The organism is Kitasatospora sp. NPDC097643, assembly GCF_040302625.1.
In the GTDB taxonomy this organism is placed as follows: domain Bacteria; phylum Actinomycetota; class Actinomycetes; order Streptomycetales; family Streptomycetaceae; genus Kitasatospora.
In genome coordinates, this window is sequence record NZ_JBEOSA010000097.1 from 1 (window position 1) to 25,394 (window position 25,394).

The window sequence follows — 25,394 nt, forward strand, 5'->3', positions numbered from 1 at the left end:
GCCGGTCGCGGAGTTCTGCACCACCCGCCACTCCTGCCACGGGTTGCCCGGTGCGTAGTTCAGCAGGTAGGCGCTGTTGCCGGGCGAGGTGCCGGTCAGAGCCAGCCGCGCTCCTTGGCGCGCAGGCCCGCCTCGAAGCGGCTGCGGGCGCCGAGGCGGGCCATCAGGGCGGCGGTGGTGCGGCGGACGGTGCGGACGGAGAGGGCGAGCCGGTTGGCCACCGCCTCGTCGGTGAAGCCCTGGCTGAGGAGGTCCAACAGGCCGCGTTCCTGGCGGGTGAGGTCGTCCGCGCGGGGCCGGGCCGGGTCGTCGGCGGCGGCGCCGGCCGGGAGCTGGGCGGCGATCGGGACGGCCGTCGCCCAGACCGCCTCGAACAGGGCGCGCAGCGCGGCGACCACGGCTGGTGCGCTGACCAGGACGGCGTCGAGGCAGGTCGGATCCAGGCCGGCCGGCAGCAGGGCGACGTCGTGGTCGAAAACGATCATCCGGTGGACCGGCAGCGCCGGGGCGGTCCGGATCTGGGCGCCGTGTGCGCCGAGGGCCGCGGCGTAGGAGAGGCTGGGCCCGTGGCGGCGGGCGGCCTCGGGGTAGATGGTGCGCAGCCGGACGCCGCGGGCGAGCCCGTCGAGGTTGAGCGCGAGGCCGGCGGCGGTCGCGGCGTTGCCGTTGACCTGGGTCTGGAAGGACATCGTCTCGAACCGGCAGCCGGCGGCCAGTTGTTCCAGCCGGGAGACCACGCTGTCCTGGCCGATCAGCCGCTCGGTGTCGCGCTGGCGGATGCCGGGCTCGGCGACGGCGTACTCGGTGAGCAGCCTGGTCACGGTGGTCCGGGTGCGGTCGAACTCCTGTTGCTGGGCGAGCAGTCGGGCCTCCTGCCGGGCCAGCAGGGCACGCAGGCCCTCGCGCGGGTCGGCGAGGCGCAACGGGCGGCGGCCGACGGGGCCGGCGGAGTCGACGGGGCCGTCGGGTGCGGCGAGGCCGTCGAGTGTAGCGGGGCCGTCGGCTTGGAGCGCTTCAGGGTCGACCGTCGGCCGGACCAAACCCGCGGCGGCCAGGCGTTCCAGGGCTGCGCGGACCTGCTCCGGCGTCAGGCCGAGCGCCCTGGCCAGCTCGGTGTGCTCCGAGACGCCCTCACCCAGCATCAGCCCGTACACGGCCCCGGCCTCGCGCCCGAGCCCCAACCCCTCGTACACCTGTCACTCCCCCTGTCGTGCTGGCGCCATCCTGCCACTGTCCGGATGCTGCCCGCCGAACATCTTCCCAGGTCGGAGTGGTTGCCGTCAGACTCTCCTGGCCGACGGCCGGACCGCCGCGGCATCCGTCGAGGCAGAGGAGCCGTCCGCATGTCCCAGCACGCCAACAGCACCACGCGCCAGCCCGGCCGGGCCGTCCGGCTGTTGCTGGACTGGGGACCGACCCTGCTGTTCAACGTGCTGGCCCCGGTGCTCACCTACAACGCGCTGAGCGGGCACGGGGTGGCGGACGCCACCGCGCTGCTGATCTCCTCGGCCTGGCCGCTGGCGGACCTCGGGGTGTACTTCCTGCTGCACCGCCGACTGGACGAGTTCGGCGTGTTCACCCTGGTGACGCTCGCGCTGGGGGCGCTCAGCGCGGTGGCGTACAACACCACCGAGCTGATCTTCATCAAGGACTCCGCGCTGACCGGTCTGATCGGGCTCGGGTTCCTGGCCACGCTGCTGGCGAAGCGTCCGGCGATGTTCTACTTCGGGCGCAAGTTCGCCTCCGGTGGCACGCCGGAGGGCATCGAGCGCTGGAACGGCCTGTGGCAGTACGAGGGGTTCCGGCGGGGGCAGCGGCTGCTGACGGTGATCTGGGGCGTGGCGTTCCTGGTGGAGTCGGTGCTGCGGATCGCCCTGACGTACGTGCTGTCGACGTCGGCGATGGTCACGGTGAGCAGTGTGCTGCCGTGGGCGGTGCTCGGCGGTCTGATCTTCTTCACGGTGAGCTGGGGGCGGCGGCGGGCGGCCCGGATGCAGGCGGCGCTGGGCGCGGAGGCCGTCGGTGCTCCGTCGGCGGAGCGGCCGACGGTGGCCGTCTGAGGCCCCGGCCGCTTGCGGTTCCTCGGTGCGGCGGTCCGGCTCCTCGGAGTTCCGGGCCGCCGCTTCGAGCTTCTCACCCGACCGCCCTCCGTCAGAGGCCGACCTGGATCTCCGCCCGGTGGCGGATGTACTCGTCGGGGTGCGAGCGCGCGATCTCCACCGCGCGCTCCACCAACCCGTGCAGCTCCGCGGGGTACGCGCGCGGCACCAGGGGCAGCCCGGGGAGGATGCAGCGCCGGACGTCCAGGTCCTCGTTGCCGACGAACTCCCGCAGCGCGGTCTCGTACCAGGCGTCGCGGACGTTCGACCCCTCGTCGGCGCCGGCCGCGCCCTGGGTGCCGCCGACCGACAGGGCCGTCCAGTACCAGGCCCGGGCGGCGCCGGCGCGCTCCTCGTCGGTGCCGGTGCGCAGGTAGCCGAGCAGAGCCAGCCGGACCTGGCGCTGACCGAAGGCCCGCAGGGCCGGCTCGACGAAGCGCCGGTTGAAACTGGGGTTGGGGTCGTAGACCGCGGCCTCCATCAGCGGCTCGAAGTACTCCCCCGGTAGTTCGGACCGCCCGGCGAGTGATTTGTGGACCTCCCACCGTGCCGCGCTCGGGAAGTCGGCCCCGGGCGCGGCCTCGACCCCGAGCAGACGGAGCAGTCGCACCAACCGCAGGTCGAAGGCCTGCGACCCGTCCTCCGTACGCCCGGGCAACGGCTGGAGAATCCGCACCTCGCCTGCCGTGTCCTTCGATTCCACGAACATCCTCCTCATTCTGAGTCACCGGCAGACTACTCGTTGACACACCAGTTCGGAGGGCGTTTTCGAGCAGGCCGAAGGCCTGATCGGCACCGACGGAGCAGGTTTGACGATCGCTCAGGGCTGGCACTGCCCTTCCACTGCCCTGCTCCAACCGGCCGTCACGGTCATGCCGCTGCTGGCAGGACGGACCCGATGGATCGCGTGGGGTGGGCATGGAGAACTGGGACCTCCAGGAGTGGCGGGCCTCGCTCGGCGTCCTCGATCCTCGGGCGGCGGCGCCGCCGGGCGTGGAGCTACAGCGGCAGTGGGAGGATCTCGCCCTGGTCCAGGCGGCGGGCGACTCGGGCCTGCCGGGAGTGGCCGCCGTGCTGCGTGCACGCGCCCGCGCCGACGCCGTGGGCTGGCGGCGGGTCACCGAAGGGCTGTGGCTGTTGCACGACTGAGCGCCCCCGGGACGGCCTCAGGGACGCGCGGGTCAGGCCGGCCGGCCCGGCGGGACCAGGCCGGACTGGTAGGCGATGGCGACGAGTTGGGCCCGGTCGCGGGCGTCCAGCTTGGCCATCGCCCGGTGGACGTGGGTGCGCACGGTGAACGGGCTGACGTACATCCGCTCGGCGATCTCCTCGTTGGTGAGACCGGTGGCGGCCATGGACATCACCTCGCGCTCGCGGGCGGTGAGCACGGACAGCCGCTCCGGGACGCCGGACGCGGCGCGGTCGGGCTGGGCCAGGAACTGGTCGATGACGGCCCGGGTGGCGGCGGGCGAGAGCAGGGCCTCACCGGCGGCGACCGCCCGTACCGCGGCCAGCAGCTCCTTGGGGTCCGCGCCCTTGCCGAGGAAGCCGCCGGCGCCCGCGCGCAGCGCCTGGGCCACGTACTCGTCGATCTCGAAGGTGGTGAGGATGAGCACCCGGGTGCCGCTGAGCTCCTCGTCGCCGCAGATGGCGGCGGTGGCGGTGAGGCCGTCGGCGCCGGGCATCCGGATGTCCATCAGGACGAGGTCGGGCCGGGTGGCGCGGGCGAGTGCGACGGCCTCGCGCCCGTCGGCCGCCTCGCCGACCACCTCCATGTCGTCCTCGGCGTCGATCAGCACCCGGAAGGCGCCGCGCAGCAGGGCCTGGTCGTCCGCGAGCAGTACCCGGATGGTCATGCGTGGTCCCTCTCGTGTCCGGCGTGGTCGTTCTCGTGTCCGGCGCGGTCCCGGCGATGTTCGGAGTCGTCACGCTGGTGTCCGGAGTCGTCCCGTCGGTGTCCGGCGGCCGGCCGGGGAACCGGTGCGGCGTCGTCCCGGGCGCCGGTGCGCAGCGGGAGTTCGGCGGTGACCAGGAAGCCGCCGTCGGGGCGGTGGTCGGCGGTGAGGCGGCCGCCGACGGCTCCGGCGCGCTCGCGCATGCCGATCAGGCCGAAGCCGCCCTCGCCGGGAGCAGGGTGGGGCAGCAGGGCGGCGCGGGGGTGGGCGTCGGCCGCGGGGCGGGTGTTGGCGACGCTGAGCGCGACCCGGCTGCCGCTGTAGGCGAGGGTGATCTCGGCGTCGGCCCCGCCGGCGTGCTTGGCCACATTGGTGAGGGACTCCTGGACGATCCGGTAGGCGGTGAGGTCGACGCCCGGGGAGAGCGGCCGGGCCTCGCCCTCGACGGTGAGCCGCACCGGCAGGCCGGCGCGTTCGAAGACGGCGATCAGCTCGGGCAGCCGGTCGAGGCCGGGGGCGGGTTCGAGCGGGGCCGGGTCCTCGGCGCGGCGGAGCAGGCCGACGGTGGCGCGCAGCTCCTGGAGGGCGGAGCCGGTGGCCTCGGTCAGGTGGCTGAGCATGTCGCGGGCCTGGGCGGGGTGGCGGTCCATGAGGTGGACGGCGATCCCGGCCTGGGCGTTGGCGAGGGCGATGTGGTGGGCGACCACGTCGTGCAGGTCGCGGGCGATCCTGATCCGCTCGTCGGCGACCCGGCGGCGGGCCTCCTCCTCGCGGGTGCGTTCGGCGCGTTCGGCGCGCTCCTCGATGGCGGCGAGGTGGGCGCGGCGGTTGCGGATGGAGTCGCCGATGGCGCCGGGCAGCAGGGCCCAGGCGAGGACGCCGAGCCGTTCGCCGAGCGGGCCGCCGGTGTCGACCAGCAGGGAGGTGCCGGTGAGCAGCACGGCGGTGGCGACGGAGGCACGCAGGGCGGTGGCCCGGTCGGTGCGGACCGCGAGGGAGTAGAGCGCGACGAGCAGCGGGGTGGCCAGGGCGGGGGTGAGCCGGGGGCTGGTCACGCCGAGCACCATGGTGCAGAGCAGGGTGACCAGGGTCACCGCGCGGGGGTGGCGGCGGTGGGCGAAGGCGGCGAGGGCGGCGACCAGCGCGACGGCGCCGGTGAGCGGGTCCAGGCTGCCGAGGTGGCCGGTCTGGTCCATGGTGGCGCCGAGGGCGGTGGCGGTGAGCAGGCCGACGCCCGCGGCGGCGTCGAGCAGCCGGGGGTGGCGGCTGCGCAGGCGCTGCCAGGTGCTGGTCATGGTGGTGGTCGTGCTCTCCGGGTCGGCGGCCGGGCGCGGGGCCGGGTCGGGGGCCGGGCCGGGGCCGTCCGGTGCGACGGCCCCGACAGCAACGGTAAACGGTGCGGACTCGAACGGGACGTCCGTGCCGGGGTGGGGCGGCTCCGGGCCCGCCCGCGGGGGCGGGCCCGGGGGTCCGGCCGGCGGCGGCGAGCCCTTACACGCCGACGGTCTCCCGCACCGGGGCGGGCTCGGCGGCGGCGCTGTGCAGCTCGCTGCCCTCGACGTCGACATCCGGTATCAGCCGGTCCAGCCAGCGCGGCAGCCACCAGGCTCGTCGGCCGAGCAGGGCGAGGACGGCGGGCACGATCGTCATCCGCACAACGAAGGCGTCGAAGGCGACGGCGGCGGCGAGGCCGAGGCCCATCATCTTGATCATCGGTTCGCTCATCCCGATGAAGCCCGCGAAGACGGCGATCATGATGAAGGCCGCGGCGGTGACCACCCGGGCGTTGTGCCGGAAGCCGGTGACGATCGCCTCGCCGGGCCGCTCGCCGTGGACGAAGCCCTCGCGGATCCGGGTGACCAGGAACACCTCGTAGTCCATGGCGAGGCCGAAGACCACGCCGACCATGAAGATCGGCATCATGCTCATCACCGGACCGGTCTGCTCCACGCCGATCAGGTCGGCGAGCCAGCCCCACTGGAAGACCGCGACGACCGCGCCGAGCGCGGCGGCCACCGAGAGCAGGAAGCCGAGCGCCGCCTTCAGCGGGACGAGGACGGAGCGGAACACCACCAGCAGGAGGAGGACGGCGAGGCCGACGACCACCCCGAGGTAGGGCACCAGCGCGTCGGTGAGCTTCTGCGAGACGTCGATGTTCATCGCCGTGGCACCGCTGACCAGGACCGTCGCCCCGGTGGCGGTCTTCAGCCCGGCGGCGTGGCCGCGGATCGCGTGCACCAGGTTCTTGGTCTCGGCGGCGCTCGGGCCGGTGGCCGGGACGGCCGTGAGCAGGGCGGTGTCCCCCGCCTTGTTGAACATCGGCGGCGCCACCGCGACCACGCCGGGCAGCGCGCCGACGGTCCTGGCGACCTCACCCGCCGCGGCCTTCGGATCGGCGCTGCCCTTGGCGTCCACCAGGACGGTCAGCGGGCCGTTGAAGCCGGGGCCGAAGCCCTCGGACAGCAGGTCGTAGGCGCGGCGCTGGGTGGTGGAAGTGGGCTTGGCCTCGTCGCCCGGCAGGCCGAGCCGCAGGTCGAGCGCCGGCGCGGCGAGCACGCCGAGGCCGATCACGCCGCCGAGCAGCACCGCCACCGGGCGGCGCAGCACGAACCGGGCCCAGCGCGAGCCGCCGTTGTCCGCCGCCGGCCGGACCCCGCCGGTGCGGGCCTTGCGGGGCAGCACCCGGCGGCCGATGAAGCCGAGCAACGCGGGGACCAGGGTCAGCGCGACCAGGACGGCGACCACCACGGTGCCGGCGGCCGCCAGGCCCATCTTGGCCAGCACCGGGATGCCGACCACCGAGAGCCCGGCCAGGGCGATCACCACGGTGAGCCCGGCGAACACCACCGCCGAACCGGCGGTGCCGACGGCCCGGCCGGCGGCCTCCTCCGGGGTGCGCCCCTCGGCCAGCTCGGCCCGGTGCCGGGAGACGATGAACACCGCGTAGTCGATGCCGACCGCCAGGCCGAGCATCATCGCGAGCGTGCCCGTGGTGGCGGACAGCCCCAGCGTGCTGCCGAGCGCCGTGATCGCGGCCATGCCGAGGCCGACCCCGACCACGGCGGTGAGCAGCGGCAGCCCGGCCGCCAGCAGCGAGCCGAAGGTGATCACCAGAACCACGGCGGACAGCGCCATGCCGATGGCCTCGCTGCTGCCGCCCGCCCCGGGCTTGGCCGTCAACGCGTTGCCGCCGACCTCGACCTTGAGCCCGGCGTCCCGCCCGTGCTGGGCGGCCGCCTCCAGCGCCGCGGTGGCGCCCTTGGAGAGCTCGCCCGGCTTGGCCGCGTACGAGACCGTCGCGTAGGCGGTGGTGCCGTCCTTGGAGACCGCGCCCGCCTGGAACGGGCCGACCGCGCCGGTCACCTGCTCGGCGTGGGCGAGCTCGGCGACCGTCCGCTCCACCGCCTGCTGGTTGGGCCCGGCGGTGATCTTCTGCCCGGACGGCGCGACGAACACCAGCCGGGCGGAGGCGCCGTCGGCGTGGCCGCCGGGGAAGCGCTCGTTCATCAGGTCGAAGGCCTGCTGCGCCTCCGTCCCGGGCATGGAGAACCCGTCGTCGGGGGCGGCGGGCGCCTTGGCGGCGAGGACCCCGCCGACGGCCAGCACGGCGACCCACAGCAGGGTCACCAGCCGGCGCCGGAGGAAGGCCCATCGGCCCAGGCGGTACAGGAACGTGGCCACGGGAGAGCGGACTCCTTCGATCTCGGTCGCAGTGCGCGCCACGGCCGGTCCGACGTCCGTCGACGTGGGCCGCCCGCAGCATGACCCATCCTTGGCGGCCGACCCCTGCTCCGTCGTCGTCCCTGTGCAGGCCGTCGGCCTACTGCGTACGCAGTACGACCCTGCCCCGAACGGCGGAGCGCACGGCCTCCGCCGGGAGCAGCCGGATGTCCTGCGGCCGGAGCAGCTGGGTACGGCGCCGGGAGCAGCGGGGTACGGCGGCGGGAGCAACCGCCCGGCCGTGGCCACCGGTCCCCGGGCGGCCGTGTCTCCGCCGTCCGGGTCACCCGTGCGGGCGGCGACGACGGGCCGCGGACCGGCGCGCGAAGTAGCGTGATGTGCCTGGCTCGACCGTTTTCGAACGGTTCGGACCGACCTGACCCGATCGGTGCTGACTTCAGCCCGCCGCCGGAGGTGCCCATGGGCGTTCCAGCCGCCCGCATCGTGTTCGACGAGAGCGACCGCGCGGCCATCGCGGACGCGGTGACCGAGATGCTCGCCACCGGCGCCCTCACCCTCGGGCCCTGGACGGAGCGCTTCGAGCAGGCCTTCGCCGCCGAGCACGGCGCCTCGCACGCCGTCGCGGTGAGCAGCGGCACGGCAGCGCTGGAGATGATCCTGCGCGCCGTCGACGTCCAGGACCGCGACGTGGTCGTCCCCGCCGTCACCTTCTACGCGACCGCCGGCGCCGTGGTCCACGCGGGCGGCCGCCCGGTGATCGCCGACGTGGACCCGGCCACCCTGGCGCTCTCCCCCGAGACGCTGGAGGCGGCCCTCACCCCGGACACCGCGGCCGTCGTCCTGGTGCACATCGGCGGGCTGATCACCCCGCGGGTCGACGCCCTGCGCGCGGTCTGCGACCGGCACGGCGTCCCGCTGGTCGAGGACGCCGCGCACGCCCACGGCAGCAGCTTCGACGGCCGCAGCGCCGGGACCTTCGGGCTGGCCGGGGCCTTCTCGTTCTACCCGACCAAGGTCACCACCAGCGGCGAGGGCGGCATGATCCTCACCGAGTCGCCCGAGGTGCGCGACGAGGCCCGGATCCACCGCGACCAGGGCAAGGGCTCCTTCACCACCAACCACCACGTCCGCCTCGGCTACTCCTGGCGGATGAGCGAGCTGCACGCCGCGGTCGGCGCCGTGCACCTGCGCCGGCTGAAGGAGTTCATCGAGACCCGCCGGGCCGTCGCCCGCCGCTACGACGCGGCGCTGGCCGGGCTGGACGGCCTGGAGCCGCTGCTCGAACCGGCCGGCTGCCGCGGCAACTACTACAAGTACGTGGCGCTGCTGCCGCCCGGCGTCGAGCGTGCCGCCTTCAAGCGGGCGGTGGCCGAGGAGTTCGGCGTGCGGCTCTCCGGCGAGGTGTACGACCTTCCGCTGCACCTCCAGCCGGTGCTCGCCCGCTACCGGCGCGGGCCGCTGCCGGTCGCCGAGGACGTCTGCGCGCGGCAGATCTGCCTGCCCGTGCACTCCGACATGACGCAGGACGAGACCGACCAGGTGATCGAGGCGGTCTCGACGGTCCACCGCCGGCTCGCCGGCTGATCCACCGAACCGGATCCGGTCACCGACCATCCGGTCACCGGCCACCAGATCACTGGCCACCAGGCCACCGATCACCAGGTCACCGGCCATCAGGTCACCGGCAGCGCCGGGACCGGGGCTCGGCCGACAGCAAGGAGAGAGAACGTGCGGATAGCCGTCACCGGGGGATGCGGATTCATCGGTTCACACGTCGTGGACCACCTGCTCGCGGCCGGCCACGACGTCCTCGCGGTGGACACCACCGACAAGTACCTCAACCCCGATGCCGAGCACGCCCGGATCGACGTCCTCGACCTGGCGGCCCTGACCGCCGCACTGGCCGGCAGCGAGGTGGTGTACCACCTGGCCGCGATGGCCGACGTCGAGCAGATCACCGCCGACCCGGTCCGCGCCGTCCGGACCAACATCGACGGCACCGAGGCCGTCCTGGAGGCCGCCCGGCGCAGCGGCCTCAGCCGCACCGTGCTGGCGAGCACCGTGTGGGTCTACGGCGCCGCCCTCGCCGACCACCAACTCGACGGCGAGGAACAGGAGTTGGACGAGCACGTGCCGATCGAGCTGGAGCACAGCGGCCATCTGTACGTGGCCACCAAACTCGCCGCCGAGATGCTGGTGCACAGCTACCGCGAGCTGTACGGCCAGCACTTCACCATCCTGCGCTACGGCATCCCGTACGGCCCGCGGATGCGCGACGAGCTGGTCGTCGCCCGGTTCGTACAGGCCGCGCTGACCGGACGGCCCATCACCATCGCCGGCGACGGCCGGCAGAGCCGCAACTTCGTCTACGTCGAGGACCTCGCCGACGCCCACGTCCGGGCCCTCTCCCCCGCCGCCGAGGACCAGACCTTCGCCCTGGAGGGCTCGACCGCCGTCTCGGTGCGCGACATCGCCGACACCGTCGACGACCTGCTGGGGCCCGTCACCATCGAGCACATCGGCGGCCGCAAGGCCGACTACACGTCGCGGCGGATCTCCTCCGCCCAGGCCAAGCGGCTGCTCGGCTGGTCGCCACGGACCAACTTCGCCGACGGCGTGCGGCGGTACGCCGACTGGTACCAGGACACCACCGCCCCCGTCACCCCCTCCTGACCGGACCGCCCGATGCCGCACGCCCTGCTGGTCTCCGGCTCGCTCGGCCAGGGCCACGACGTGATGGCCCAGGCCTGTGCCGACACCCTGCGCTCGCGCGGCTGGACCACCAGCACCGTCGACGCCATGGCCCTGCTCGGGCAGCGCTCCGGCGCCGTCGGCGAGGCCGTCTTCCGGCACCTGCTCGACCTGCCCGGGGTGTACGACGCCTTCCACTTCTCGGCGCTGCGGCCCGGCACCCGGCTCGCCCTGCTCGCCGACGCGGCCGCCCGCGCCCGGCTGGTGCCGGCCCTGCGGACGCTGGTCGAGGCGCAGCGGCCGCAGCTGGTGGTGTCCGTGTTCGCCACCGCCACCTCGGCCGTCAACCGGCTGCCCGAGCGGGACTTCCGGCACTTCGTGTTCTGCACCGACGTGACCCCGCACCGGCTCTGGGTGCAGGAGGGCACCGACCTGTTCCTGGTCACCTCGGAGGTCGCCGCGTGCGCCGTCCGCCGCTACCGGCCCGAGGCCGCCGTCGCCGTCCTGCCCGCGCCGCTGCGCGGGCCGTTCTACCGGGCGCCCGGGCGGGCCGAGGCCCGGTCCGGGCTCGGCGTGCCGCCCGACGCCCGGTGCGTCCTGCTGATGTCCGGCTCGTGGGGGCTCGGCCCGCTCGCCCGCACCGCCGCCGACCTCGCCGCCGCCGGGCCGCACGTGCTCGCCGTCGCCGGGCGCAACGGCGAGCTGGAGCGCCGGCTGCAAGCCGCCGCCCGGAGGGAACCCCGGCTGCACCCGTTCGGCTACACCGACCGGATCCCGGAGCTGATGGCCGCCGCCGACCTGGTCGTCACCAGCTCCGGCGACACCTGTAGCGAGGCCCGCGCCCTCGGCCGACGGCTGCTCCTGCTCGACGTCGTCCAGGGCCACGGCCGGGACAACCTCCAGCACGAGCTCGAACTCGGGCACGCCGACGTCGTCTCCGCCCGCCCCGCCGAGGTCGTCCGCAACGCCCTCGCCGCCCTCACCCGCCCGGAGCCCCCGCCGTCCCCCGGGGCCTCCCCGGAGGGCTGGCGGCGGGGGTTCGCGGCGGCACTGGAGCAGGTGGGGCTGGGGTAGGTGGGGCGGGGGGACAGTCCTGCGGCTACTGGATTTAAATCGGGCTGTACGTCGGACCCTGCGTCTCCTGGAGGTACTGCGGGCCCTGCGTGAAGTAGTTCGGGCCGTTGACGTCCTGGACGTACTTCGGGCCCTGCGTCTCCTGGATGTAGGTCGGGCCCTGGTCGGCCAGGACGCTCGAACCCGTACCGTTCCACGGACCGTGGCCACCGCTGACCGCGCCCGCCCCGGTCAGGACCGCTGCGGCGATTCCCCCGGCCACCAGGGCCTTCGCGAATCCACCCGTCACCTCAGGCATGGGTACTCCCCCCGTCGTTCGCGCGCCCGCCCCCGTGACGGGCCTGCCGCACCGATCCTCCCAGCCGCTTCTAGCGGGCGACAAGGGGTGGGACGGCGTGATCACGAAGCGGGCCGAGGGTGAGGGCGTGCGCACGGCAGTGGGCCACGATCAGGGGCAGCGCGGCCACGGTGGCGCGCCAGGAGTCCGGTGCGGAGGTGCAGTCGGAGTCGTGCAGCAGGAGGGTCGCGCCGCCGGTGAGGCCGGGGCGGGCGGTCGCGAAGACCGACCGGCCGGTGGCCTCCGCCGTCCAGTCCCGGCCCCAGGCGGTCCACAGGACGGGGCGCAGCCCGAGGCGGCGGGCGGCCAGGGCCGGTCCTGCGGTCAGCACCCCGTACGGCGGGCGGTACCAGAGCGGGCGGGCGCCGCAGTACCCGGCGACCGCCTCGGTGGCGCGCCGCAGTTCGCGCAGGTCGCGGGCGGGTGCCGGGTACCACTGCTGCCGGTGGTGCCAGCCGTGGACGGCCACCTCGTGGCCGCGCAGGACCAGCTCCCGGCCGAGGGCCGGGGCGCGTTCCAGCATCGCGCCGAGCAGGAAGAAGGTGGCCCGGGCGCCGAGGGCGTCCAGGGCGTCCAGGACGTACGGGGTGCTGCGCGGATCCGGTCCGTCGTCGAAGGTCAGCGCGACGTGTCGCGGGTCGCCGCCGTGCCCGGCGGTACGGCGGGCGAGGGTGCGGCGCAGGACCGGCAGCCGGACCGCCGCCGGGGCCAGGTGCAGGAACTCGGCTCCCGCTGCGACGGCCAGGGCGGTGCGGGTGGTCCGGGCGGCCAGGGCGGTGCAGGTGGTCCGGACGGTTCGGGTCGGCGTGCGGCGGCGCGCCGGCGTCACGCCGTCACCCGAAGCGGGAGGCCATGCGGCGGAAGACGCCCGGCGCCACGCCGTGGATGCGGGCCGGCACGCCGAGCCAGTGCGGCACGTACAGCCGGTCGCGTTCGGTGGTGATGGTGGCCACCACGGTGTCCGCGACCCGTTCGGCCGAGACCGGGCGTGGCCGGTCCCGCTGGTAGGGCGTGCCGCGCCGGTCGAAGAACGGCGTGTCCACCGCCCCTGGCAGCACCAGGCGCACCCCGACCCCGGTGCCGCGCAGCTCGTACCAGAGGCTCTCGGCGAACATCGCCAGCCCGCCCTTGGTCGCCGAGTACCCCGACTCGTCGCGCACGCCGACCTGGCCGGCCATCGAGCCGACCAGCACGATCCGGCCGTGGCGGCGCTCCAACATGTCCGGCAGCAGCAGGCGGACCAGCCGCAGCGGGGCGGCGAAGTTCACCTCGATCATCCGGTCCAGGGTGTCGGACGGGGTGTCGGCGAACGGTCCGCGCCAGCCCAGGCCCGCGCTCGCGACCAGCGCGTCCACCCGGCCGGCGGTGGCGAGGGCGGCCTCGGCGAGCCGGCTCGGACCGTCCGGTTTGCTCAGGTCCTCGGGCAGGGCCCGGCCGCCGGTGCGGTCGGCGAGCTCCTCCAGACGGCCCCGGTCGGTCCCGGACAGCAGGGTCTGCCAGCCGGCCTCGGCCAGGCGGATCGCGGTGGCCAGGCCGATGCCGGAGGACGCGCCCGTGATCAGCGCGACGGGGCGCTCGGTCGGTTGGGACTTCCGTCGTCCCGGCTGGGCTTCGTCGGCCATCGTGCACCTGCCGCTCCGTGGGGCGTCTCACCGTCCGTTTTGTCCGGCAAGTCACCTTCGCACGGCGGCGCCGTCCGGGCTACCGGGGGCCGAGCGGCGGGGCGGTCGGCTACCGGGGCGGGGTGGCCGGCTCCGCGGCCGGATCGGCCGGGCCGGTGGTGGCGGTCATCGCCTCCGCCGACCCACCCTCCAGCTCCCCGAACCGCGACAGCAGGAAGGTGCCGCCCACCGCCACCGCGAAGCCCGTCAGCGCACACCACTCGAACCCCGGGCGAGCGGCATCGCCGAGCGCCAGCACGCCCACCAGGGCCGGGCCGAAGGTCTCGACGACCGTCCCGGCGGCGGTCGCGGCGGTCACCGTGCCACGTTGCAGGGCCAGCGCGTAGGCCAGGTAACCGCCGAGGCCACCGGCCACCAGCGCGTAGGCGGCCGGATCGGTGAGGACGGCCACCAGGCTCGACGCGTCCAGCACCCGCACCGCCAGACTCGTCACCCCGAACCCCACCCCTGCCAGCAACCCCAGCCCGGCCGCCGCCGCGGCGCTCTTTCGGCGCGCCAGCAGCAGGGTCAGCAGCAGCATCACGGCGGTGGTCGCGAGCAGCGCCCAGTGGAACGCCGACGCGGCGTACTCCCGGCCCTCCCGGCCCGAGCCGAGCGCCAGCAGCGTCAGGCCGAGGACGACCGCGACGATGCCCGCCATGTCCGCTCGACGCAGCCGGGCACCCAGCAGCCAGACGGCGGCCAGCGCCGTCACGGCGAGACTCCCGTTGGTGACGGCCTGCACCAGGAACAGCGGCAGGCTGCGCAGCGCGACGATGCTCAGCACGAAGCCGACGATGTCCACCGCCGTGCCGAGCAGGAACTGCCACGACCGCACCAGCGCGGCCAGCAGCCCCACCCGCACCCGGTCCGCACGCGGCGCCGACCGCGCCCCGCGCGCCTGGAACACCGCCCCGAACCCGAAACAGACGGTGGCGATCAGGGCGGTGGTGAGTCCGAGCAGCATGCCTCTCCCAGCTCCTGGCCCCGGCTCCCGCCGACCGGCCTGCGGCGTCGGGGCAGCAGCGTTGATCCACCACCAGTCTGTGCCCGCCGGGGAGCGGCCGCAGGGCGGGGCGCAGGGGGGATGGAGCCGGAGGATGGGGCGCCCGGGAGAGCGGGGAACCGCTGGGCGGGTCACGCAGGGGCGGGAGGGGAGGCGGCGCCGGGGACCCCGCAGCCCGTGCTGATGACCCGCGAGCGGGGCCGAGGCGACCGGAGCGGCCGGTCAGGGCTTGAGGGCGACCGCCGCGTAGGCGGAGGCTTCGGGGTCGGCGGTGGGAGGGTCGGTGGGGGTGGGGCGCCAGCGGGGGGTGGGGAGGACGCCGGGGGTGATCAGGGTCCAGCCGTCGAAGAAGCGGGTGAACTCGGAACGGGTGCGGGCCTGGACGGCGGTGCCGGCGGATTCGTAGATGCGGATGAGGCGGGTGATGTCCTCGGGGGCGAAGTCGGCGGTGACGTGGGTCATCACCAGGGCGCTGCCGGGGGCGAGGGCCGCCTTGAGGTGCTCCACGATGGCGTAGGCGCCGGCCGCGTCGGGGACGAAGTGGAGCAGGGCGTTGAGGGAGAGCGCGACCGGGCGGGTGAGGTCGATGGTGTCGCGCAGGCCGGCCGAGGCGAGCAGTCGGGCGGGGTCGGTGACGTCGGCCTCGACGTAGGCGGTGCGGCCTTCGGGGGTGCCGGTGAGTAGGGCCTGGGCGTGCGAGAGGACGATCGGGTCGTTGTCGGCGTAGACGACGCGGGCGTGCGGGGCGACGCCCTGGGCGATCTCGTGCAGGTTGGGCGAGGTGGGGATGCCGGTGCCGATGTCGAGGAACTGGTCGAGCCCGGCCCGGGCGAGGGCGCGGGTGGAGCGGTGCATGAAGGAGCGGTTGGCGCGGGCGCCGGTGCGCAGCCAGGGGGCGACGGCGAGGGCGTGTCCGGCGGCCTCGCGGTCGGCGGCGAAGTTGGTGATGCCGCCGAGGAAGTAGTCGTACATCCGGGCGGAGTGCGGCACGTTCAGCCGTAGGTCGACCCCGTCGTAGAGACTCATCGTGTTCCCCCCATCGGCTCCCGTCGGCCCCCGTCGGTGTCGCGGGCACCGGTCGATTGCTGCCCACGGTACCGGGCGGTCAATCCCGGCCGGGCCGCCCCAACCGGGCTTTCTGTCTTACGAGATGACCATCTGTATTCGGATTGCAGCCTGGAGTGACCGGGCTGGTGGAATGAGGATGGGCATGGACGGCCCGACCCTCGGGTGGCCCGGCAGCGCAGCCGGCGGCCACGGAAAGCAGGATCGATGACGATCGACAACCGGGTGTCCGGCGGTGACGCCGGCCTGCGGCTGGAGCTGACCTACGCGGCGTTCTGCGAGACGCACGAACCCGCCTGGCACGCCCTGGCGTTGACCCGGATAGGCAACCGGGACGACGCCGCACTGCTGGTCCGGGCGGTGAAGGGGGACCTGGCCCGCTGCTGGCCGCAGGTGCTGCGGTTCGAGGAACCGGCCGCGTACGCCTGGCGGTTGGCGAACCGGCACGTCTCCGACTGGGTGGCCGGCGAGGAGCCGGTGGCGGTCGAGGCGGTCACCTTCGCGGCGGTGATCGGTGCGTTCAACCAGGTGGCGAAGGGGTTGCTGCGCAGCGAGGCGGACGAGGTGCGGCTGTACGCGGCGATCCTCGAACTGCCGGACCGGCAGCGGGACGTGGTCATCCTGCGGTACCTGCTCGGGCTGCACGTGAAGGTGATCGCCGCGTACCTCGGGCGGCCGGTGGCGACGGTGCACTCCAATCTCCGGCACGCGCGGGAGCGGCTGGCGCGCCGGCTCGGGGTCGGCGAACTGCCGGACGGCGGGGGTGAGCTGTGACCGCCGAGGGGGCCGCCAGGGGCGCCGCCGAGGGGGCCGCTTGGGGGGTCGGTACTCCCCCGCCCGGTGGGGCGCGCGGGTCGGAGGAGGGGCGCGCGCCGTTGTGGGTGCCTCGGGCCGAGCGGGCCCATGCCGAGCGGATCGCGGCGCTGCGGCGGGCCCGGCTGACCGCCGCGCCGACCCACCTGCCGTCCGAGCACGAACAGGCCGCCTTCGAACTGGGCCTGGTGGTGGCCCTGGTGCTGGGTGCGCCGGACGCCTCCCGGGGGCTGGACCTGCTGGTGAACGCCCGTCGGATCCAGCCCGAGGGCGCGGAGGTGTTCGCGGCGCTGCTGTACGCCACCGGGCGGGAGGAGGGCGCCGAGTTCTGGTGGCGCTTCGCCGCCGGGTCGGGCAGCGGGACGGCCGCGTACTGCCTGCACCTGCACCATCTGAAGCTGGGCGAGACCGACGACGCGGACTACTGGCGGGCCTGGTCGGACCAGCTCGCGGCGGCCGAACGGCGCCCCCGGCCGAGGGCGTTGCGGATGAGCCGGCCGCTGCTGCCGGAGGACGTGCGGCGGGACATCCTGTCCCGGGTGCACCGGGGGCTGGCGCCGCAGCTGCCGCCGGCGCTGGTCGCGGTGATCGACCGGCTGCCGGTGCAGGAGGACGACGGGGACCCGGCCGAGGTGCCGAGCCCGTGGGGGCTGACCTCGGGGGCGATGTCGGGCGGCTCCTGGGCGGAGCTGTGGGGGGACGGGGGCGGGGACCCGGTGGAGTGAGTGGTGGGTCGCGGCCCGTCGTCCCCCGTTCAGGTGAGGGCCGCCTGGCGGGCGGCGGTCTGCGGGTCGCGCCCGCTGCCGCTCTCCGCCGTCGGCGCTTCGCAGGGCCCGAGGTGCCGGACGACGTAGTAGTGCGGCGCCATGGCGGTGTCCCGGCCGGGCAGGGCGTCGACCACCGCGCCGTGGGCGGCGGCCGGGGTGAGCGTCCGGTCCTCGGTGGCGATCCGGGCGACCAGCCGTCCGTCGACGAGCTCGACCTCGGTCCGGGCCGGTGCGCCGGGGGTGCCGGGGGTGCCGAGGGCGGTGTCGAGCAGCTCGCGGACGGCGGCCAGGTCGATCCAGCAGCCGTCGATCCACTCCCACCGGCCGGCGCGTTCGGCGGTCGGCAGGTCCGCGAGGGCGGGCAGCCCGGCGAGCGGGACCGGGCCGTGCGCGGCGGCGGCGAGCAGGGCGAGCAGCGCCCGGGCGAAGCGGTCGGTCTCGTCCGGGTCGAGCACCTGGGGGCAGGCGATCAGGGCGAAGTCGAGGCTGCCGTTGATCCGCAGGATGGTGAACATCAGCCGGACCCGCAACGGTGGGGCGGGCAGCCGGGTGAGTTCGGGGTCGACGGCCGGGACGGGCTGCGCGTCGGCGACGGCGGCTGGGATGGTCAGGCTGAGGTCGTTGACCACGACCTGGCGGGGGAACCGGGTGCCGCGCAGGTGGGCGGAGTCCTCGACGAGCTGCCAGACCTGCTCGGAGTCGAGGGTGCTGTGCCAGTAGCCGCTCAGGGAGGCGGCCTTGGCCCGGCCGACCAGCTGGTCGAAGTCGGTGGCGTCGGCGTCGAGGAGGAACAGGGCGTCCTGGGCGAGGGTGCCGACGTGGTCGACCAGCGCGGCGCGCTGCCGGTTCGCGGAGAGCGCGGAGATCACCAACTCGCGGCGGTCGGCCCGGCGGGCGACCAGTGCGGCGAACGCGGCGAGCAGCACGACGGACGGGCCGGCACCGGTGCGCCGGCAGGCGGCGGCGAGGTCGTCGGCGGCCGTCCGGGAGCGGACCAGCAGGGTGGCGAGGTCGGCCGGCGGCCCGGTGATCCGGGAGTCGGCGAAGACCACCTGTGGGCCGGTGCCGAGGATGCGGGCCCAGTGCCGCAGGGCGGCGGCCGCCTTGCGACGGCCCTGCGGGCTCTGTTCGGCGGCCGCGATCTGCAACGGGGTCCGGGCGGCGACCGGCGGGAGCTCCTTGCCGGCGGCGAGGGCGAGCCAGTCCTGGACCAGCAGCGCGGTGGCGGCGCCGTCGGCGCCGGCGTGGCAGACCACGGCGATCAGCCGCAGCAGGTCCTCGCCGTCGGCGAGCAGGGTGAAGCGGATCCTCGGGGCGTCGTCGAGCGGCACCGGGACGGCCACGTCGGCCCGCCCCAAGCTGGCGGCCAGGGCGTCGAGTTCGGCGTCGTCGAGGCCGCCCGCCGGGTGCACGGTGACGGTGAAACGGCCCTCGGAGCCGAGCAGTTGGCGGTCGGGGTAGCCGTCCGGGCCGGGGCCGGGCGGGAAGGAGGTGCGCAGCGACTCGTGCCGTTCGACGAGCCGGCGCAGGGCGTCCAGCCCGGCGGTCAGGGTGGTGCCGTCCGGGACGGGCCAGACGGACTCCCGGTTGATCTGTTCGGGGGCGTCGCGCCGGATGCAGCGGATCATGTTGTCCTGGCCGAGCGTGAGCGGGCCCGAGCCACTGCTCGCACCGGCATACCGGACCGTGATCCGCCTGCTGGTCTCTGTCACGTGCTACGCGCCTTTCGGCTCGCCGGGGAAGGGCTCGGGAGGCCTCGAAGGGATGTGTGGGGGGACGCTAGCAGCGCCCTCACGCATTGGTCCAGACCAAACGGGATCTTCGATGATGATCCGTCATGACACCTGCCACTGATGGTAGTTGACATGAACGGGAGCATCACCGACCGCCGCGAGGGCGGCTCGGAACGCTCCGGGCACCGGCACGTCCCGCAGCCGCAGCGGTCCACAGCCGAGCGCGCCCGCGTCCGGCAGCAGCAGCGGGGAGGCGCCCGCCACCGACACGCCGAAGGACCGCACCAGTCGGGCGCCGTGGGCCTTGACGCAGGCCTCGCGCCGGCACCAGAGCGCGGTGAAGCGCGCGGAGCGTTCGGCGGGCGTGGGCGCCTCGGCGACGAGTCGCGCCTCGGCCGCCGGGAGGTGGCGGGCGGCGAGGCGCCCGGCCACCCGGGGGTCGTGCAGTCGCTCCACGTCCACACCCACCGGCCGGCCCTCGGCCAGTGCCAGCGCCGCCAGCGCGCCCGAGGCCGACCAGCTCAGCTGCGGTCCACCCTCCCCCGCCAACTCCGGCTTGCCGTACGGGCCGTAGCGCCAGACCAGCGAGGACGGCCGAACCCCGGTCCGGGCGCCGACCAGTTGGCGGACGGCGCCGCGCACCACGGTGAAGCGGCGGCGCAGCAGCGGGTCGGCCCGGGCCGTCCGGGCACGTTCGCGCTCGTCGAGCAACTGCCACAACCGCGCGGCGACCGGGGCGGGTTGGTCGGTCGGGATGAGCCAGAGGTCGACCGGGGAGGCCGGGGCGCCGGTCACGGCAGGGTCAGGGTGCTGAGCACCCCGAGCCGGCGGTCGTGACCGGCGACCAGGGCGGGGCGACCCCGGGCCCGCCAGGCGGGCAGCTGGTCGGCGAGCTCCGCCCACGGGCCGGTGAAGGGCTGGGCGGCCGGGGCAGCCGCGCCGTCGAGCCCGGGGTCGAGGACGACGGCCGCGTCGGCGCCGAGCTCCTCGGACTGGAGCCGCAGCTCCTTCTCCGGGTCGGCGACGCCGCTGATCTGACGGATCGTCATCCCTGGTGCACCGATCTCCTCGCAGACCAGGACCACCGCGGCGTGCCGCTGCGGCATCCGGACCGGTTCGGGCGGTCGGTAGTGCAGCGCGGTCTGCTCGGCCAGCACCACCACCGCGCGGCGGCAGGCGCCGGTGCGGTGGTAGTCGGCGGCCAGGCGCAGGGCGGTGAACGCGGAGGCGGTGCCCTGGTCGCAGACCGCGAAGGCGAGCGGGGTGCCGGGGCAGGAACGGCTGAGCGCGAGCGAGGAGGGTGCGCCGGGGCGGACGTCCGGGGTGTCGAAGGCCAGGATCAGCAGGTCGACGGGTTCGTCCTCGGCCAGCGCCTCGTGCAGCAGGTCGGCGGCCAGCTCCCGGTAGGAGTGGCCGGCGCCCTCGCGCAGCAGGTCCTCGCGCAGCGGCAGGCCGTAGGGGCGGACCAGGTCGGAGACGAAGGCCCGCAGGTCCGGGTCGAGCGAGGTCTCCGAGCGGCCGTCGAACCGCCGCGCCAGCGCCCGGGTGATCCGCAGGCCGGGGGCGGCCACCCGGTCAGTCCTCGGGGATGACGTGCGCGGCGACGTAGTCGGCCAGGCCGGCGACCGAGCGCAGGTCGTCCTCGGTGATCTGCTCGACGTCCACCTGGATGTCGAGCGACTCCTCCAGCTCCAGGATGAGCTCGATGGTGCCGGCGGAGGTGAGACCGAGGTCGTCGAAGAGGCAGGCGTTCGCCGGGATCTCGGGCAGGTCGCGCTTGAGGACGCGCGGCAGGAGTTCGCCGATGCCGAGCAGGATCCGCTCGCGCAGCTCGGGGTCAGTGGTCTGGACCACGGGTTCTGACATGGGTGTCCCGTCCCGTCGTACGTGGGGAGAGTGATGGAGGGGGCGGCGGCGCGGGCGCCTGACGGAGCATCAGTAACGCAGGGCCATCGCGGAGAAGGTGGCGCCGACGCCGGCGGCGGCGATCAGGTAGTGGTCACCGCGGCGGAGCAGCCCCCGCGTGGTGGCGGTGTGAAGATTGATGAGGCTGTCTGCAGCGAAACTGTGCCCGACCGACAGCACGTTGTCCAGCACCACCTTCTCGATCGGACAGCCGATCCGGCGGGCGATCATCCGCCAGGAGGCCTGGTTGACGTTGTGCGGGAGCACCGCGGCGAGGTCGGAGAGGTCCAGACCGGCCTGGTCCAGAGCGGCCTCGATCGCCTCCACCATGACGTTCGGGTACTCGCGCTGGTAGCGGGCGAGCAGTTCCGGGTCGTCGGCCAGACGGCCGTCGAACTCCGGGCGCTGGCGCACCGCGAAGGAGAGCACCCGGTGGCGTTCGCCGTCGGCGCGCACCAGGCAGGCGGCCGCGCCCTCGGCGAAGATGCCGGTCTCGGGCACGACCTGGGCGTCCCGGGTGAAGGTCTTCTCCCCGGCCAGGACCAGGGCCAGCGCCTGCGGGTCGGTGTCGCCGGCCAGCAGGCGGCCGGCCAGGTCGATGGCCAACAGGCCGACCGCGCACGCGTGGTGGGTCACCGTGAAGGCCGTTGCGTGCGCCAGCCCACGTGCGGCCAGCAGGTCGTGCAGCGGGTTGAGCGGGTAGGGCACCGCCACCGGCATGCTGCGGGCGTGGATCACGAAGCGGACGTGCCGCTCGCGTCCGCGCAGCTCCGAGAGGCTGTCGAGGGCGGCGTCGAGCAGGTCGGGCAGCGTCCCGTCCGGGTCCAGGCGCAGCTGGTCCAGGCCGTGGAAGCGGCGGAAGAGTCGAAGTTGACGTGGGGTCAGGCCGATCCGCTCGCCCACCGCCTCGATGGGCACGGCGTGTGGGGGGAGGTGAACGGCCACTGCCTCCAGTGCGGTCACGCGGGCTAGTATTCCCACGCCCCGACCGGTCGCACAAGTGATCTCGGGCTCCCGGTCCTTCCGACCCCCGCGGCCGCCGTCGGTGCCGTCGCGTTCATCCCCGTGCCGTTCGAGCAGGTGGGAGCACCTTTGCCATGATTGATCGTGAACACCCCTTCTCCGCCGAGGCGTTGCACCCTGAGCTGGTCGCGCTGGTGGTCCAGACCTCCGGGGCGCCGCCGGAGTGGGCGGCCCGGGTCACCCCGGACGCCCGGCTGGACGGCGACCTGTTGCTCGACGAGTGCGAACTCGCCGGGCTCGCCGAGGCCCTGCGGGCGCGCTTCGGGCCCGCCGCCGATCTGGCCGGGCTGCGCGCCGGGCTGGACCTGGCCGCCCTGGAGGCCCTGACCGTCGCCGATGTGCAACGCCTGCTGCCCGAGCAGCCCGATCAGCCCGATCAGCCCGACCAGGGCGTGCCCGACCCGCTCCCCGAGGAGGGCGCACGATGAGCCGCTTCCTGCTGGTGGTGCCCCCGCTGACCGGGCACGTCAACCCGGCGGCGGGCATCGCCGCCGAACTCGCCGCGCGCGGCCACGAGGTGGCCTGGACCGGCACCGAGTCGGTGCTGCGGCCGCTGCTGGGCCCCGGGGCGCAGGTGTTCGGCACCGGCACCCGGGCGTTCCGCGCCCAGGGCGGGCACGGGCTGGCCGCGCTGCGCTCGCTCTGGGAGGGCTTCATCGTCCCGTACGCGCGGTTCACCGCGAAGCCGCTGGACGCGGTCGTGCGGGAGCTCCGGCCGGACGCGCTGCTGGTGGACCAGCACACCCCGGCGGGCGCGCTGGTCGCCCACCGGCACGGCCTGCCGTGGGCCTCCTTCGCGCCCGGGGCGATGGAACTGGGCCGCCCCTACCGGGCGTTGCCGCAGGTCGAGGCGTGGATGGACGGGCTGCTGCGCGGGCTGTGGGAGCGCGCCCGGCTGCCCGCCGCGGAGTACGCCGACCCGCGCTTCTCCCCCGCCCTGGTGCTGGCGACCACCGGGCCCGCGCTGACCGGCGACCTGGCCCTCCCGCCGCAGTGCGCGCCGGTCGGGCCGGTGCCGGGGCCGCGCCCCGCCGATCCGGACTTCCCGTGGGAGCGGCTGCTGCCGGGGCGCCGGCGGGTGCTGGTCACCATGGGCACGCTGGCCGGGGAGCTCGGCACGGACTTCCACACGCGGGCCGCGCGGGCGCTGGAGCTCTGCGGGGGCGAGGTCCAGCCGGTGTTCGCCGCGCCGCGGGCGCTGCTGCCGGCCGAACTCCCGGCGCACGCCGTGGCGGTGGACCGGGCGCCGGTGCTGGAGCTGATGGCGCGCGGCGCGCTGGACGCGGTGCTCTGCCACGGCGGGATGAACACCGTGGGCGAGGCGCTCAGCCACGGCCTGCCGCTGGTCACCGCACCGATCCGGCACGACCAGCCGTTCGTCGCGGCACAGGTGGCGGCCGCCGGGGCGGGCCTGCGGGTGCCGTTCGCCCGGGTCGCGCCGGAGCGGCTGGCGCAGGCGCTGCGGGCCGTGCTGGACACTCCCGACCACCGCCGGGCGGCCGTCCGGGTCGGCTCCGAACTCCGGGCCGGCGGCGGTGCGGTGGCGGCGGCGGACCGGCTGGAGGCGCTGGCGGAGGGGCGCCGGTGACCGGCTCTCAGCACGGCACCCTTGACCGGCTCTCAGCACGGCACCCTTGACCGCCTCTTAGCACGCGGAATGATCGCACGTCCATTGGTCTAGGCCATTGTTTCCGGACCGGCGGACACCCTAGGGTGGCGCGCAGCACCGCCTTCCCAGGTGCCGTGGCAGCCCATCCCCGCACGGGAGTTCCGGTTGATCGAGACCACGGGACTGCGCAAGTCCTACCGCAAGAAGACCTCCCGCAAGAGCGGTGAGAACACCACCGTCGACGCCGTCCGCGGCATCGACCTGTCCGTCGCCGCAGGCGAGATCTACGGTTTCCTCGGGCCCAACGGCGCCGGGAAGACCACCACCCTGCGGATGCTGGCCACCCTGATCCGCCCGGACGGCGGCCGGGCCGTCATCGCCGGGGCCGACCTGTTCCAGGACCCGGCCGGGGTGCGGCGCAGGATCGGCTACGTCGCCCAGGGCGGCGGCACCACCGACGGCGTCAGCGCCCGCGAGGAGCTGGTGCTCCAGGCGCGGATGTACGGCGGCGCCAAGGCGCAGGCCGTCCAGGCCGCCGAGGGCGCGCTCAAGGCCTTCGACCTGGGCGAGTTCGGCGACCGCCCGTGCGCCACCTACTCGGGCGGCCAGCGCCGCCGGGTGGACATCGCGCTCGGGGTGATCCACGAGCCGCGGGTGCTCTTCCTGGACGAGCCCACCGTCGGGCTGGACCCGGCCAGCCGGGCGTACGTGTGGGAGGAGATCCGCCGGCTGCGCACCGGGGGGATGACCGTCGTCGTCACCACGCACTACCTGGACGAGGCGGACGCGCTCTGCGACCGGGTGGCGATCGTCGACCACGGCGAGGTCGTGGCCGAGGGCACGCCCGAGGCGCTCAAGCGCGAGATCTCCGGCGACGTCGTCCTGCTCGGGCTGGAGCCCGGCGAGGGCGTCGTCGAGCGGGCCGCCGAGGTGCTGCGGCCGCAGCCGTACCTGCACCGGCTGGAGCCGCACGGCGAGGACGGGCTGCGGCTCTACCTGGAGGACGGCGCGGCGGCCATCCCGCAGCTGCTGCGCGCCCTGGACGGCACCGGGGTGACGCCCGGCACCGTCCAGCTCCAACGGCCCAGCCTGGACGACGTGTTCCTGGCCCGCACCGGGCGCTCGCTCCAGCAAGCCTGACCGGTCCGCCGTTCCGTACCCCTGCTCCTACCCCTGGGGAGAGAATGAAGCTCGCCCGCGACACCTGGCTGGTCTTCCAGCGGCAACTGCTGCTGATGATCCGCACCCCGGTCTGGATCGCCGTCGGGATCATCCAGCCCTTGTTCTACCTGCTGCTGTTCGCCCCGCTGCTGAAGAAGGTGCTCGCCCCCGAGGGCGCGAGCAGCTACGCCGACGCCTACCAGGTGTACGTGCCGGGCCTGTTGGCGGTGCTGTGCATCTTCGGCGGGCTGTTCACCGGGTTCAGCCTGCTCGGCGAGCTGAAGGCCGGGATCATCGAGCGCTCCCGGGTGACGCCGGTGAGCCGGCTGGCGCTGCTGCTGGGACGGGCGCTGCGGGAGATGGTGGCGCTGCTGGTGCAGGCCGTCCTGATCACCCTGATCGCGCTGCCGTTCGGGCTGCGGGTCAGTCCGCTGAACCTGCTGCTCGCCTATCTGCTGCTCGGCCTGCTGGCGCTGATGACCTCGGCGATCTCCTTCGGCATCGCGCTGATGGTGCCGACGGACGCGGCGATGGCGCCGGTGGTGAACACCATCGCGCAGCCGATCGCGCTGCTGTCGGGGGTGCTGCTGCCGCTCACCCTGGCGCCCGGCTGGCTACAGCAGACCGCCCGGTGGAACCCCTTCTACTGGGCGGTGGAGGGCATGCGCGCGCTGTTCTCCGGGCACGTCGGGGACAGCGCGGTCTGGCAGGGCCTGCTGGTCGTGGCGGTGATGACGGTGCTGTCGGTGTACTGGTCGGCCCGGCTGTTCTCCACCCGGGTGCGCTGATCACGGGACGCCGAGAGAGGGGCCCGGCTGGTCGGGGCCCGGACGGATTGGACCGGCAGCTGCTCGTCCGGCCCGGACTGCTGGCG

Annotated in this window: 26 protein-coding genes; 11 read left to right on the forward strand and 15 right to left on the reverse strand. The window is 74.8% G+C overall.

What is annotated here, in order from left to right; translation table 11 throughout:
- Positions 1 to 95 precede the first annotated feature (95 nt).
- Complete coding sequence (locus ABTY15_RS36900) at positions 96 to 1,193, reverse strand: helix-turn-helix transcriptional regulator (protein WP_350605751.1); 1,098 nt, start codon at positions 1,191 to 1,193, stop codon at positions 96 to 98.
- A 150-nt stretch (positions 1,194 to 1,343) separates the two neighbouring features.
- On the opposite strand from ABTY15_RS36900, the gene ABTY15_RS36905 reads away from it, so the two are divergent.
- Positions 1,344 to 2,060, forward strand: a complete 717-nt coding sequence (locus tag ABTY15_RS36905; protein ID WP_350605756.1) for a VC0807 family protein — start codon at positions 1,344 to 1,346, stop codon at positions 2,058 to 2,060.
- A 91-nt stretch (positions 2,061 to 2,151) separates the two neighbouring features.
- On the opposite strand, the gene ABTY15_RS36910 is transcribed toward ABTY15_RS36905, so the two are convergent.
- Positions 2,152 to 2,802 (reverse strand): hypothetical protein, encoded by a 651-nt coding sequence (locus tag ABTY15_RS36910; RefSeq protein WP_350605758.1) that lies wholly within the window; start codon positions 2,800 to 2,802, stop codon positions 2,152 to 2,154.
- Between the two features lie 215 nt (positions 2,803 to 3,017).
- Here ABTY15_RS36910 and ABTY15_RS36915 point away from each other — a divergent pair, with 215 nt between their 5' ends.
- Positions 3,018 to 3,248, forward strand: a complete 231-nt coding sequence (locus tag ABTY15_RS36915; protein WP_350605762.1) for a hypothetical protein — start codon at positions 3,018 to 3,020, stop codon at positions 3,246 to 3,248.
- Between the two features lie 32 nt (positions 3,249 to 3,280).
- Here ABTY15_RS36915 and ABTY15_RS36920 read toward each other — a convergent pair whose 3' ends face one another.
- The 3 genes from ABTY15_RS36920 to ABTY15_RS36930 form a co-directional block, all read right to left on the reverse strand.
- Complete coding sequence (locus ABTY15_RS36920) at positions 3,281 to 3,955, reverse strand: response regulator transcription factor (protein WP_350605766.1); 675 nt, start codon at positions 3,953 to 3,955, stop codon at positions 3,281 to 3,283.
- Entirely contained in the window at positions 3,952 to 5,289 is a 1,338-nt protein-coding gene (locus ABTY15_RS36925) for a sensor histidine kinase (protein WP_350605771.1), read from the reverse strand. The genes ABTY15_RS36920 and ABTY15_RS36925 overlap by 4 nt, the downstream gene beginning before the upstream one ends.
- Positions 5,290 to 5,485: 196 nt before the next feature.
- Complete coding sequence (locus ABTY15_RS36930; RefSeq protein ID WP_350605774.1) at positions 5,486 to 7,675, reverse strand: MMPL family transporter; 2,190 nt, start codon at positions 7,673 to 7,675, stop codon at positions 5,486 to 5,488.
- A 459-nt stretch (positions 7,676 to 8,134) separates the two neighbouring features.
- Here ABTY15_RS36930 and ABTY15_RS36935 point away from each other — a divergent pair, with 459 nt between their 5' ends.
- The 3 genes from ABTY15_RS36935 to ABTY15_RS36945 all read left to right on the forward strand — a co-directional run bounded on the left by ABTY15_RS36935 (position 8,135) and on the right by ABTY15_RS36945 (position 11,440).
- On the forward strand, positions 8,135 to 9,259 hold the full coding sequence (locus ABTY15_RS36935; RefSeq protein WP_350605778.1) for a DegT/DnrJ/EryC1/StrS family aminotransferase: 1,125 nt from the start codon (positions 8,135 to 8,137) through the stop codon (positions 9,257 to 9,259).
- 144 nt (positions 9,260 to 9,403) lie between these two features.
- The gene (locus ABTY15_RS36940) at positions 9,404 to 10,348 is read left to right on the forward strand and encodes an NAD-dependent epimerase/dehydratase family protein (RefSeq protein WP_350605783.1); all 945 of its coding nucleotides are present in this window, start codon (positions 9,404 to 9,406) and stop codon (positions 10,346 to 10,348) included.
- A 12-nt stretch (positions 10,349 to 10,360) separates the two neighbouring features.
- Positions 10,361 to 11,440, forward strand: a complete 1,080-nt coding sequence (locus ABTY15_RS36945) for an MGDG synthase family glycosyltransferase (protein ID WP_350605786.1) — start codon at positions 10,361 to 10,363, stop codon at positions 11,438 to 11,440.
- 34 nt (positions 11,441 to 11,474) lie between these two features.
- On the opposite strand, the gene ABTY15_RS36950 is transcribed toward ABTY15_RS36945, so the two are convergent.
- The 5 genes from ABTY15_RS36950 to ABTY15_RS36970 form a co-directional block, all read right to left on the reverse strand.
- Complete coding sequence (locus tag ABTY15_RS36950) at positions 11,475 to 11,738, reverse strand: hypothetical protein (protein ID WP_350605789.1); 264 nt, start codon at positions 11,736 to 11,738, stop codon at positions 11,475 to 11,477.
- Between the two features lie 70 nt (positions 11,739 to 11,808).
- Positions 11,809 to 12,606, reverse strand: a complete 798-nt coding sequence (locus ABTY15_RS36955; protein WP_502893677.1) for a polysaccharide deacetylase family protein — start codon at positions 12,604 to 12,606, stop codon at positions 11,809 to 11,811.
- Between the two features lie 4 nt (positions 12,607 to 12,610).
- A complete protein-coding gene (locus tag ABTY15_RS36960) occupies positions 12,611 to 13,399 on the reverse strand; it encodes an SDR family NAD(P)-dependent oxidoreductase (protein WP_350605791.1) in 789 nt (262 codons plus the stop codon).
- 109 nt (positions 13,400 to 13,508) lie between these two features.
- The gene (locus ABTY15_RS36965; protein WP_350605794.1) at positions 13,509 to 14,405 is read right to left on the reverse strand and encodes a hypothetical protein; all 897 of its coding nucleotides are present in this window, start codon (positions 14,403 to 14,405) and stop codon (positions 13,509 to 13,511) included.
- Between the two features lie 261 nt (positions 14,406 to 14,666).
- Complete coding sequence (locus tag ABTY15_RS36970; protein ID WP_350605797.1) at positions 14,667 to 15,470, reverse strand: SAM-dependent methyltransferase; 804 nt, start codon at positions 15,468 to 15,470, stop codon at positions 14,667 to 14,669.
- Positions 15,471 to 15,716: 246 nt separating this feature from the next.
- Between ABTY15_RS36970 and ABTY15_RS36975 the strand changes: the two genes are divergently transcribed.
- Both ABTY15_RS36975 and ABTY15_RS36980 read left to right on the forward strand, forming a co-directional pair.
- Entirely contained in the window at positions 15,717 to 16,283 is a 567-nt protein-coding gene (locus tag ABTY15_RS36975; RefSeq protein WP_350605802.1) for an RNA polymerase sigma factor, read from the forward strand.
- A gap of 101 nt (positions 16,284 to 16,384) precedes the next feature.
- Positions 16,385 to 17,047, forward strand: a complete 663-nt coding sequence (locus ABTY15_RS36980; RefSeq protein ID WP_502893678.1) for a hypothetical protein — start codon at positions 16,385 to 16,387, stop codon at positions 17,045 to 17,047.
- A gap of 29 nt (positions 17,048 to 17,076) precedes the next feature.
- Here ABTY15_RS36980 and ABTY15_RS36985 read toward each other — a convergent pair whose 3' ends face one another.
- The 5 genes from ABTY15_RS36985 to ABTY15_RS37005 all read right to left on the reverse strand — a co-directional run bounded on the left by ABTY15_RS36985 (position 17,077) and on the right by ABTY15_RS37005 (position 21,690).
- On the reverse strand, positions 17,077 to 18,801 hold the full coding sequence (locus tag ABTY15_RS36985) for a condensation domain-containing protein (protein WP_350605804.1): 1,725 nt from the start codon (positions 18,799 to 18,801) through the stop codon (positions 17,077 to 17,079).
- Between the two features lie 123 nt (positions 18,802 to 18,924).
- Positions 18,925 to 19,617, reverse strand: coding sequence for a 4'-phosphopantetheinyl transferase family protein (locus tag ABTY15_RS36990; RefSeq protein WP_350605808.1), 693 nt, complete (start codon positions 19,615 to 19,617; stop codon positions 18,925 to 18,927).
- Positions 19,614 to 20,393 carry a hypothetical protein gene (locus ABTY15_RS36995; protein WP_350605810.1) on the reverse strand — a complete coding sequence of 260 codons (780 nt, stop codon included), beginning with the start codon at positions 20,391 to 20,393 and terminating at the stop codon, positions 19,614 to 19,616. Before ABTY15_RS36995 ends, ABTY15_RS36990 begins: the two co-directional genes overlap by 4 nt.
- A gap of 4 nt (positions 20,394 to 20,397) precedes the next feature.
- Positions 20,398 to 20,688: a phosphopantetheine-binding protein gene (locus ABTY15_RS37000; RefSeq protein WP_350605812.1), complete on the reverse strand. Its 291-nt coding sequence runs from the start codon at positions 20,686 to 20,688 to the stop codon at positions 20,398 to 20,400.
- Positions 20,689 to 20,757: 69 nt separating this feature from the next.
- Positions 20,758 to 21,690 (reverse strand): 3-oxoacyl-[acyl-carrier-protein] synthase III C-terminal domain-containing protein, encoded by a 933-nt coding sequence (locus tag ABTY15_RS37005; protein WP_350605817.1) that lies wholly within the window; start codon positions 21,688 to 21,690, stop codon positions 20,758 to 20,760.
- 134 nt (positions 21,691 to 21,824) lie between these two features.
- Here ABTY15_RS37005 and ABTY15_RS37010 point away from each other — a divergent pair, with 134 nt between their 5' ends.
- From ABTY15_RS37010 to ABTY15_RS37025, 4 genes are all read left to right on the forward strand, one after another.
- A complete protein-coding gene (locus ABTY15_RS37010) occupies positions 21,825 to 22,178 on the forward strand; it encodes a hypothetical protein (protein WP_350605821.1) in 354 nt (117 codons plus the stop codon).
- Positions 22,175 to 23,338, forward strand: coding sequence for a glycosyltransferase (locus ABTY15_RS37015; RefSeq protein ID WP_350605824.1), 1,164 nt, complete (start codon positions 22,175 to 22,177; stop codon positions 23,336 to 23,338). The genes ABTY15_RS37010 and ABTY15_RS37015 overlap by 4 nt, the downstream gene beginning before the upstream one ends.
- A gap of 186 nt (positions 23,339 to 23,524) precedes the next feature.
- Positions 23,525 to 24,499, forward strand: a complete 975-nt coding sequence (locus ABTY15_RS37020) for an ATP-binding cassette domain-containing protein (RefSeq protein WP_350605827.1) — start codon at positions 23,525 to 23,527, stop codon at positions 24,497 to 24,499.
- Positions 24,500 to 24,543: 44 nt separating this feature from the next.
- Entirely contained in the window at positions 24,544 to 25,308 is a 765-nt protein-coding gene (locus tag ABTY15_RS37025) for an ABC transporter permease (protein WP_350605831.1), read from the forward strand.
- Positions 25,309 to 25,394 lie beyond the last annotated feature (86 nt).

Bases quoted from the DNA above. Each gene is read 5' to 3' on its own strand.
- ABTY15_RS36975 (WP_350605802.1), top strand. From the start codon at position 15,717: ATGACGATCGACAACCGGGTGTCCGGCGGTGACGCCGGCCTGCGGCTG.
- ABTY15_RS36965 (WP_350605794.1), bottom strand. From the start codon at position 14,405: ATGCTGCTCGGACTCACCACCGCCCTGATCGCCACCGTCTGTTTCGGG.
- ABTY15_RS36915 (WP_350605762.1), top strand. From the start codon at position 3,018: ATGGAGAACTGGGACCTCCAGGAGTGGCGGGCCTCGCTCGGCGTCCTC.
- ABTY15_RS36950 (WP_350605789.1), bottom strand. From the start codon at position 11,738: ATGCCTGAGGTGACGGGTGGATTCGCGAAGGCCCTGGTGGCCGGGGGA.
- ABTY15_RS37025 (WP_350605831.1), top strand. From the start codon at position 24,544: ATGAAGCTCGCCCGCGACACCTGGCTGGTCTTCCAGCGGCAACTGCTG.
- ABTY15_RS37015 (WP_350605824.1), top strand. From the start codon at position 22,175: ATGAGCCGCTTCCTGCTGGTGGTGCCCCCGCTGACCGGGCACGTCAAC.
- ABTY15_RS36970 (WP_350605797.1), bottom strand. From the start codon at position 15,470: ATGAGTCTCTACGACGGGGTCGACCTACGGCTGAACGTGCCGCACTCC.
- ABTY15_RS36920 (WP_350605766.1), bottom strand. From the start codon at position 3,955: ATGACCATCCGGGTACTGCTCGCGGACGACCAGGCCCTGCTGCGCGGC.
- ABTY15_RS37000 (WP_350605812.1), bottom strand. From the start codon at position 20,688: ATGTCAGAACCCGTGGTCCAGACCACTGACCCCGAGCTGCGCGAGCGG.
- ABTY15_RS36945 (WP_350605786.1), top strand. From the start codon at position 10,361: ATGCCGCACGCCCTGCTGGTCTCCGGCTCGCTCGGCCAGGGCCACGAC.
- ABTY15_RS36905 (WP_350605756.1), top strand. From the start codon at position 1,344: ATGTCCCAGCACGCCAACAGCACCACGCGCCAGCCCGGCCGGGCCGTC.
- ABTY15_RS36925 (WP_350605771.1), bottom strand. From the start codon at position 5,289: ATGACCAGCACCTGGCAGCGCCTGCGCAGCCGCCACCCCCGGCTGCTC.
- ABTY15_RS36960 (WP_350605791.1), bottom strand. From the start codon at position 13,399: ATGGCCGACGAAGCCCAGCCGGGACGACGGAAGTCCCAACCGACCGAG.
- ABTY15_RS37010 (WP_350605821.1), top strand. From the start codon at position 21,825: ATGATTGATCGTGAACACCCCTTCTCCGCCGAGGCGTTGCACCCTGAG.
- ABTY15_RS36935 (WP_350605778.1), top strand. From the start codon at position 8,135: ATGGGCGTTCCAGCCGCCCGCATCGTGTTCGACGAGAGCGACCGCGCG.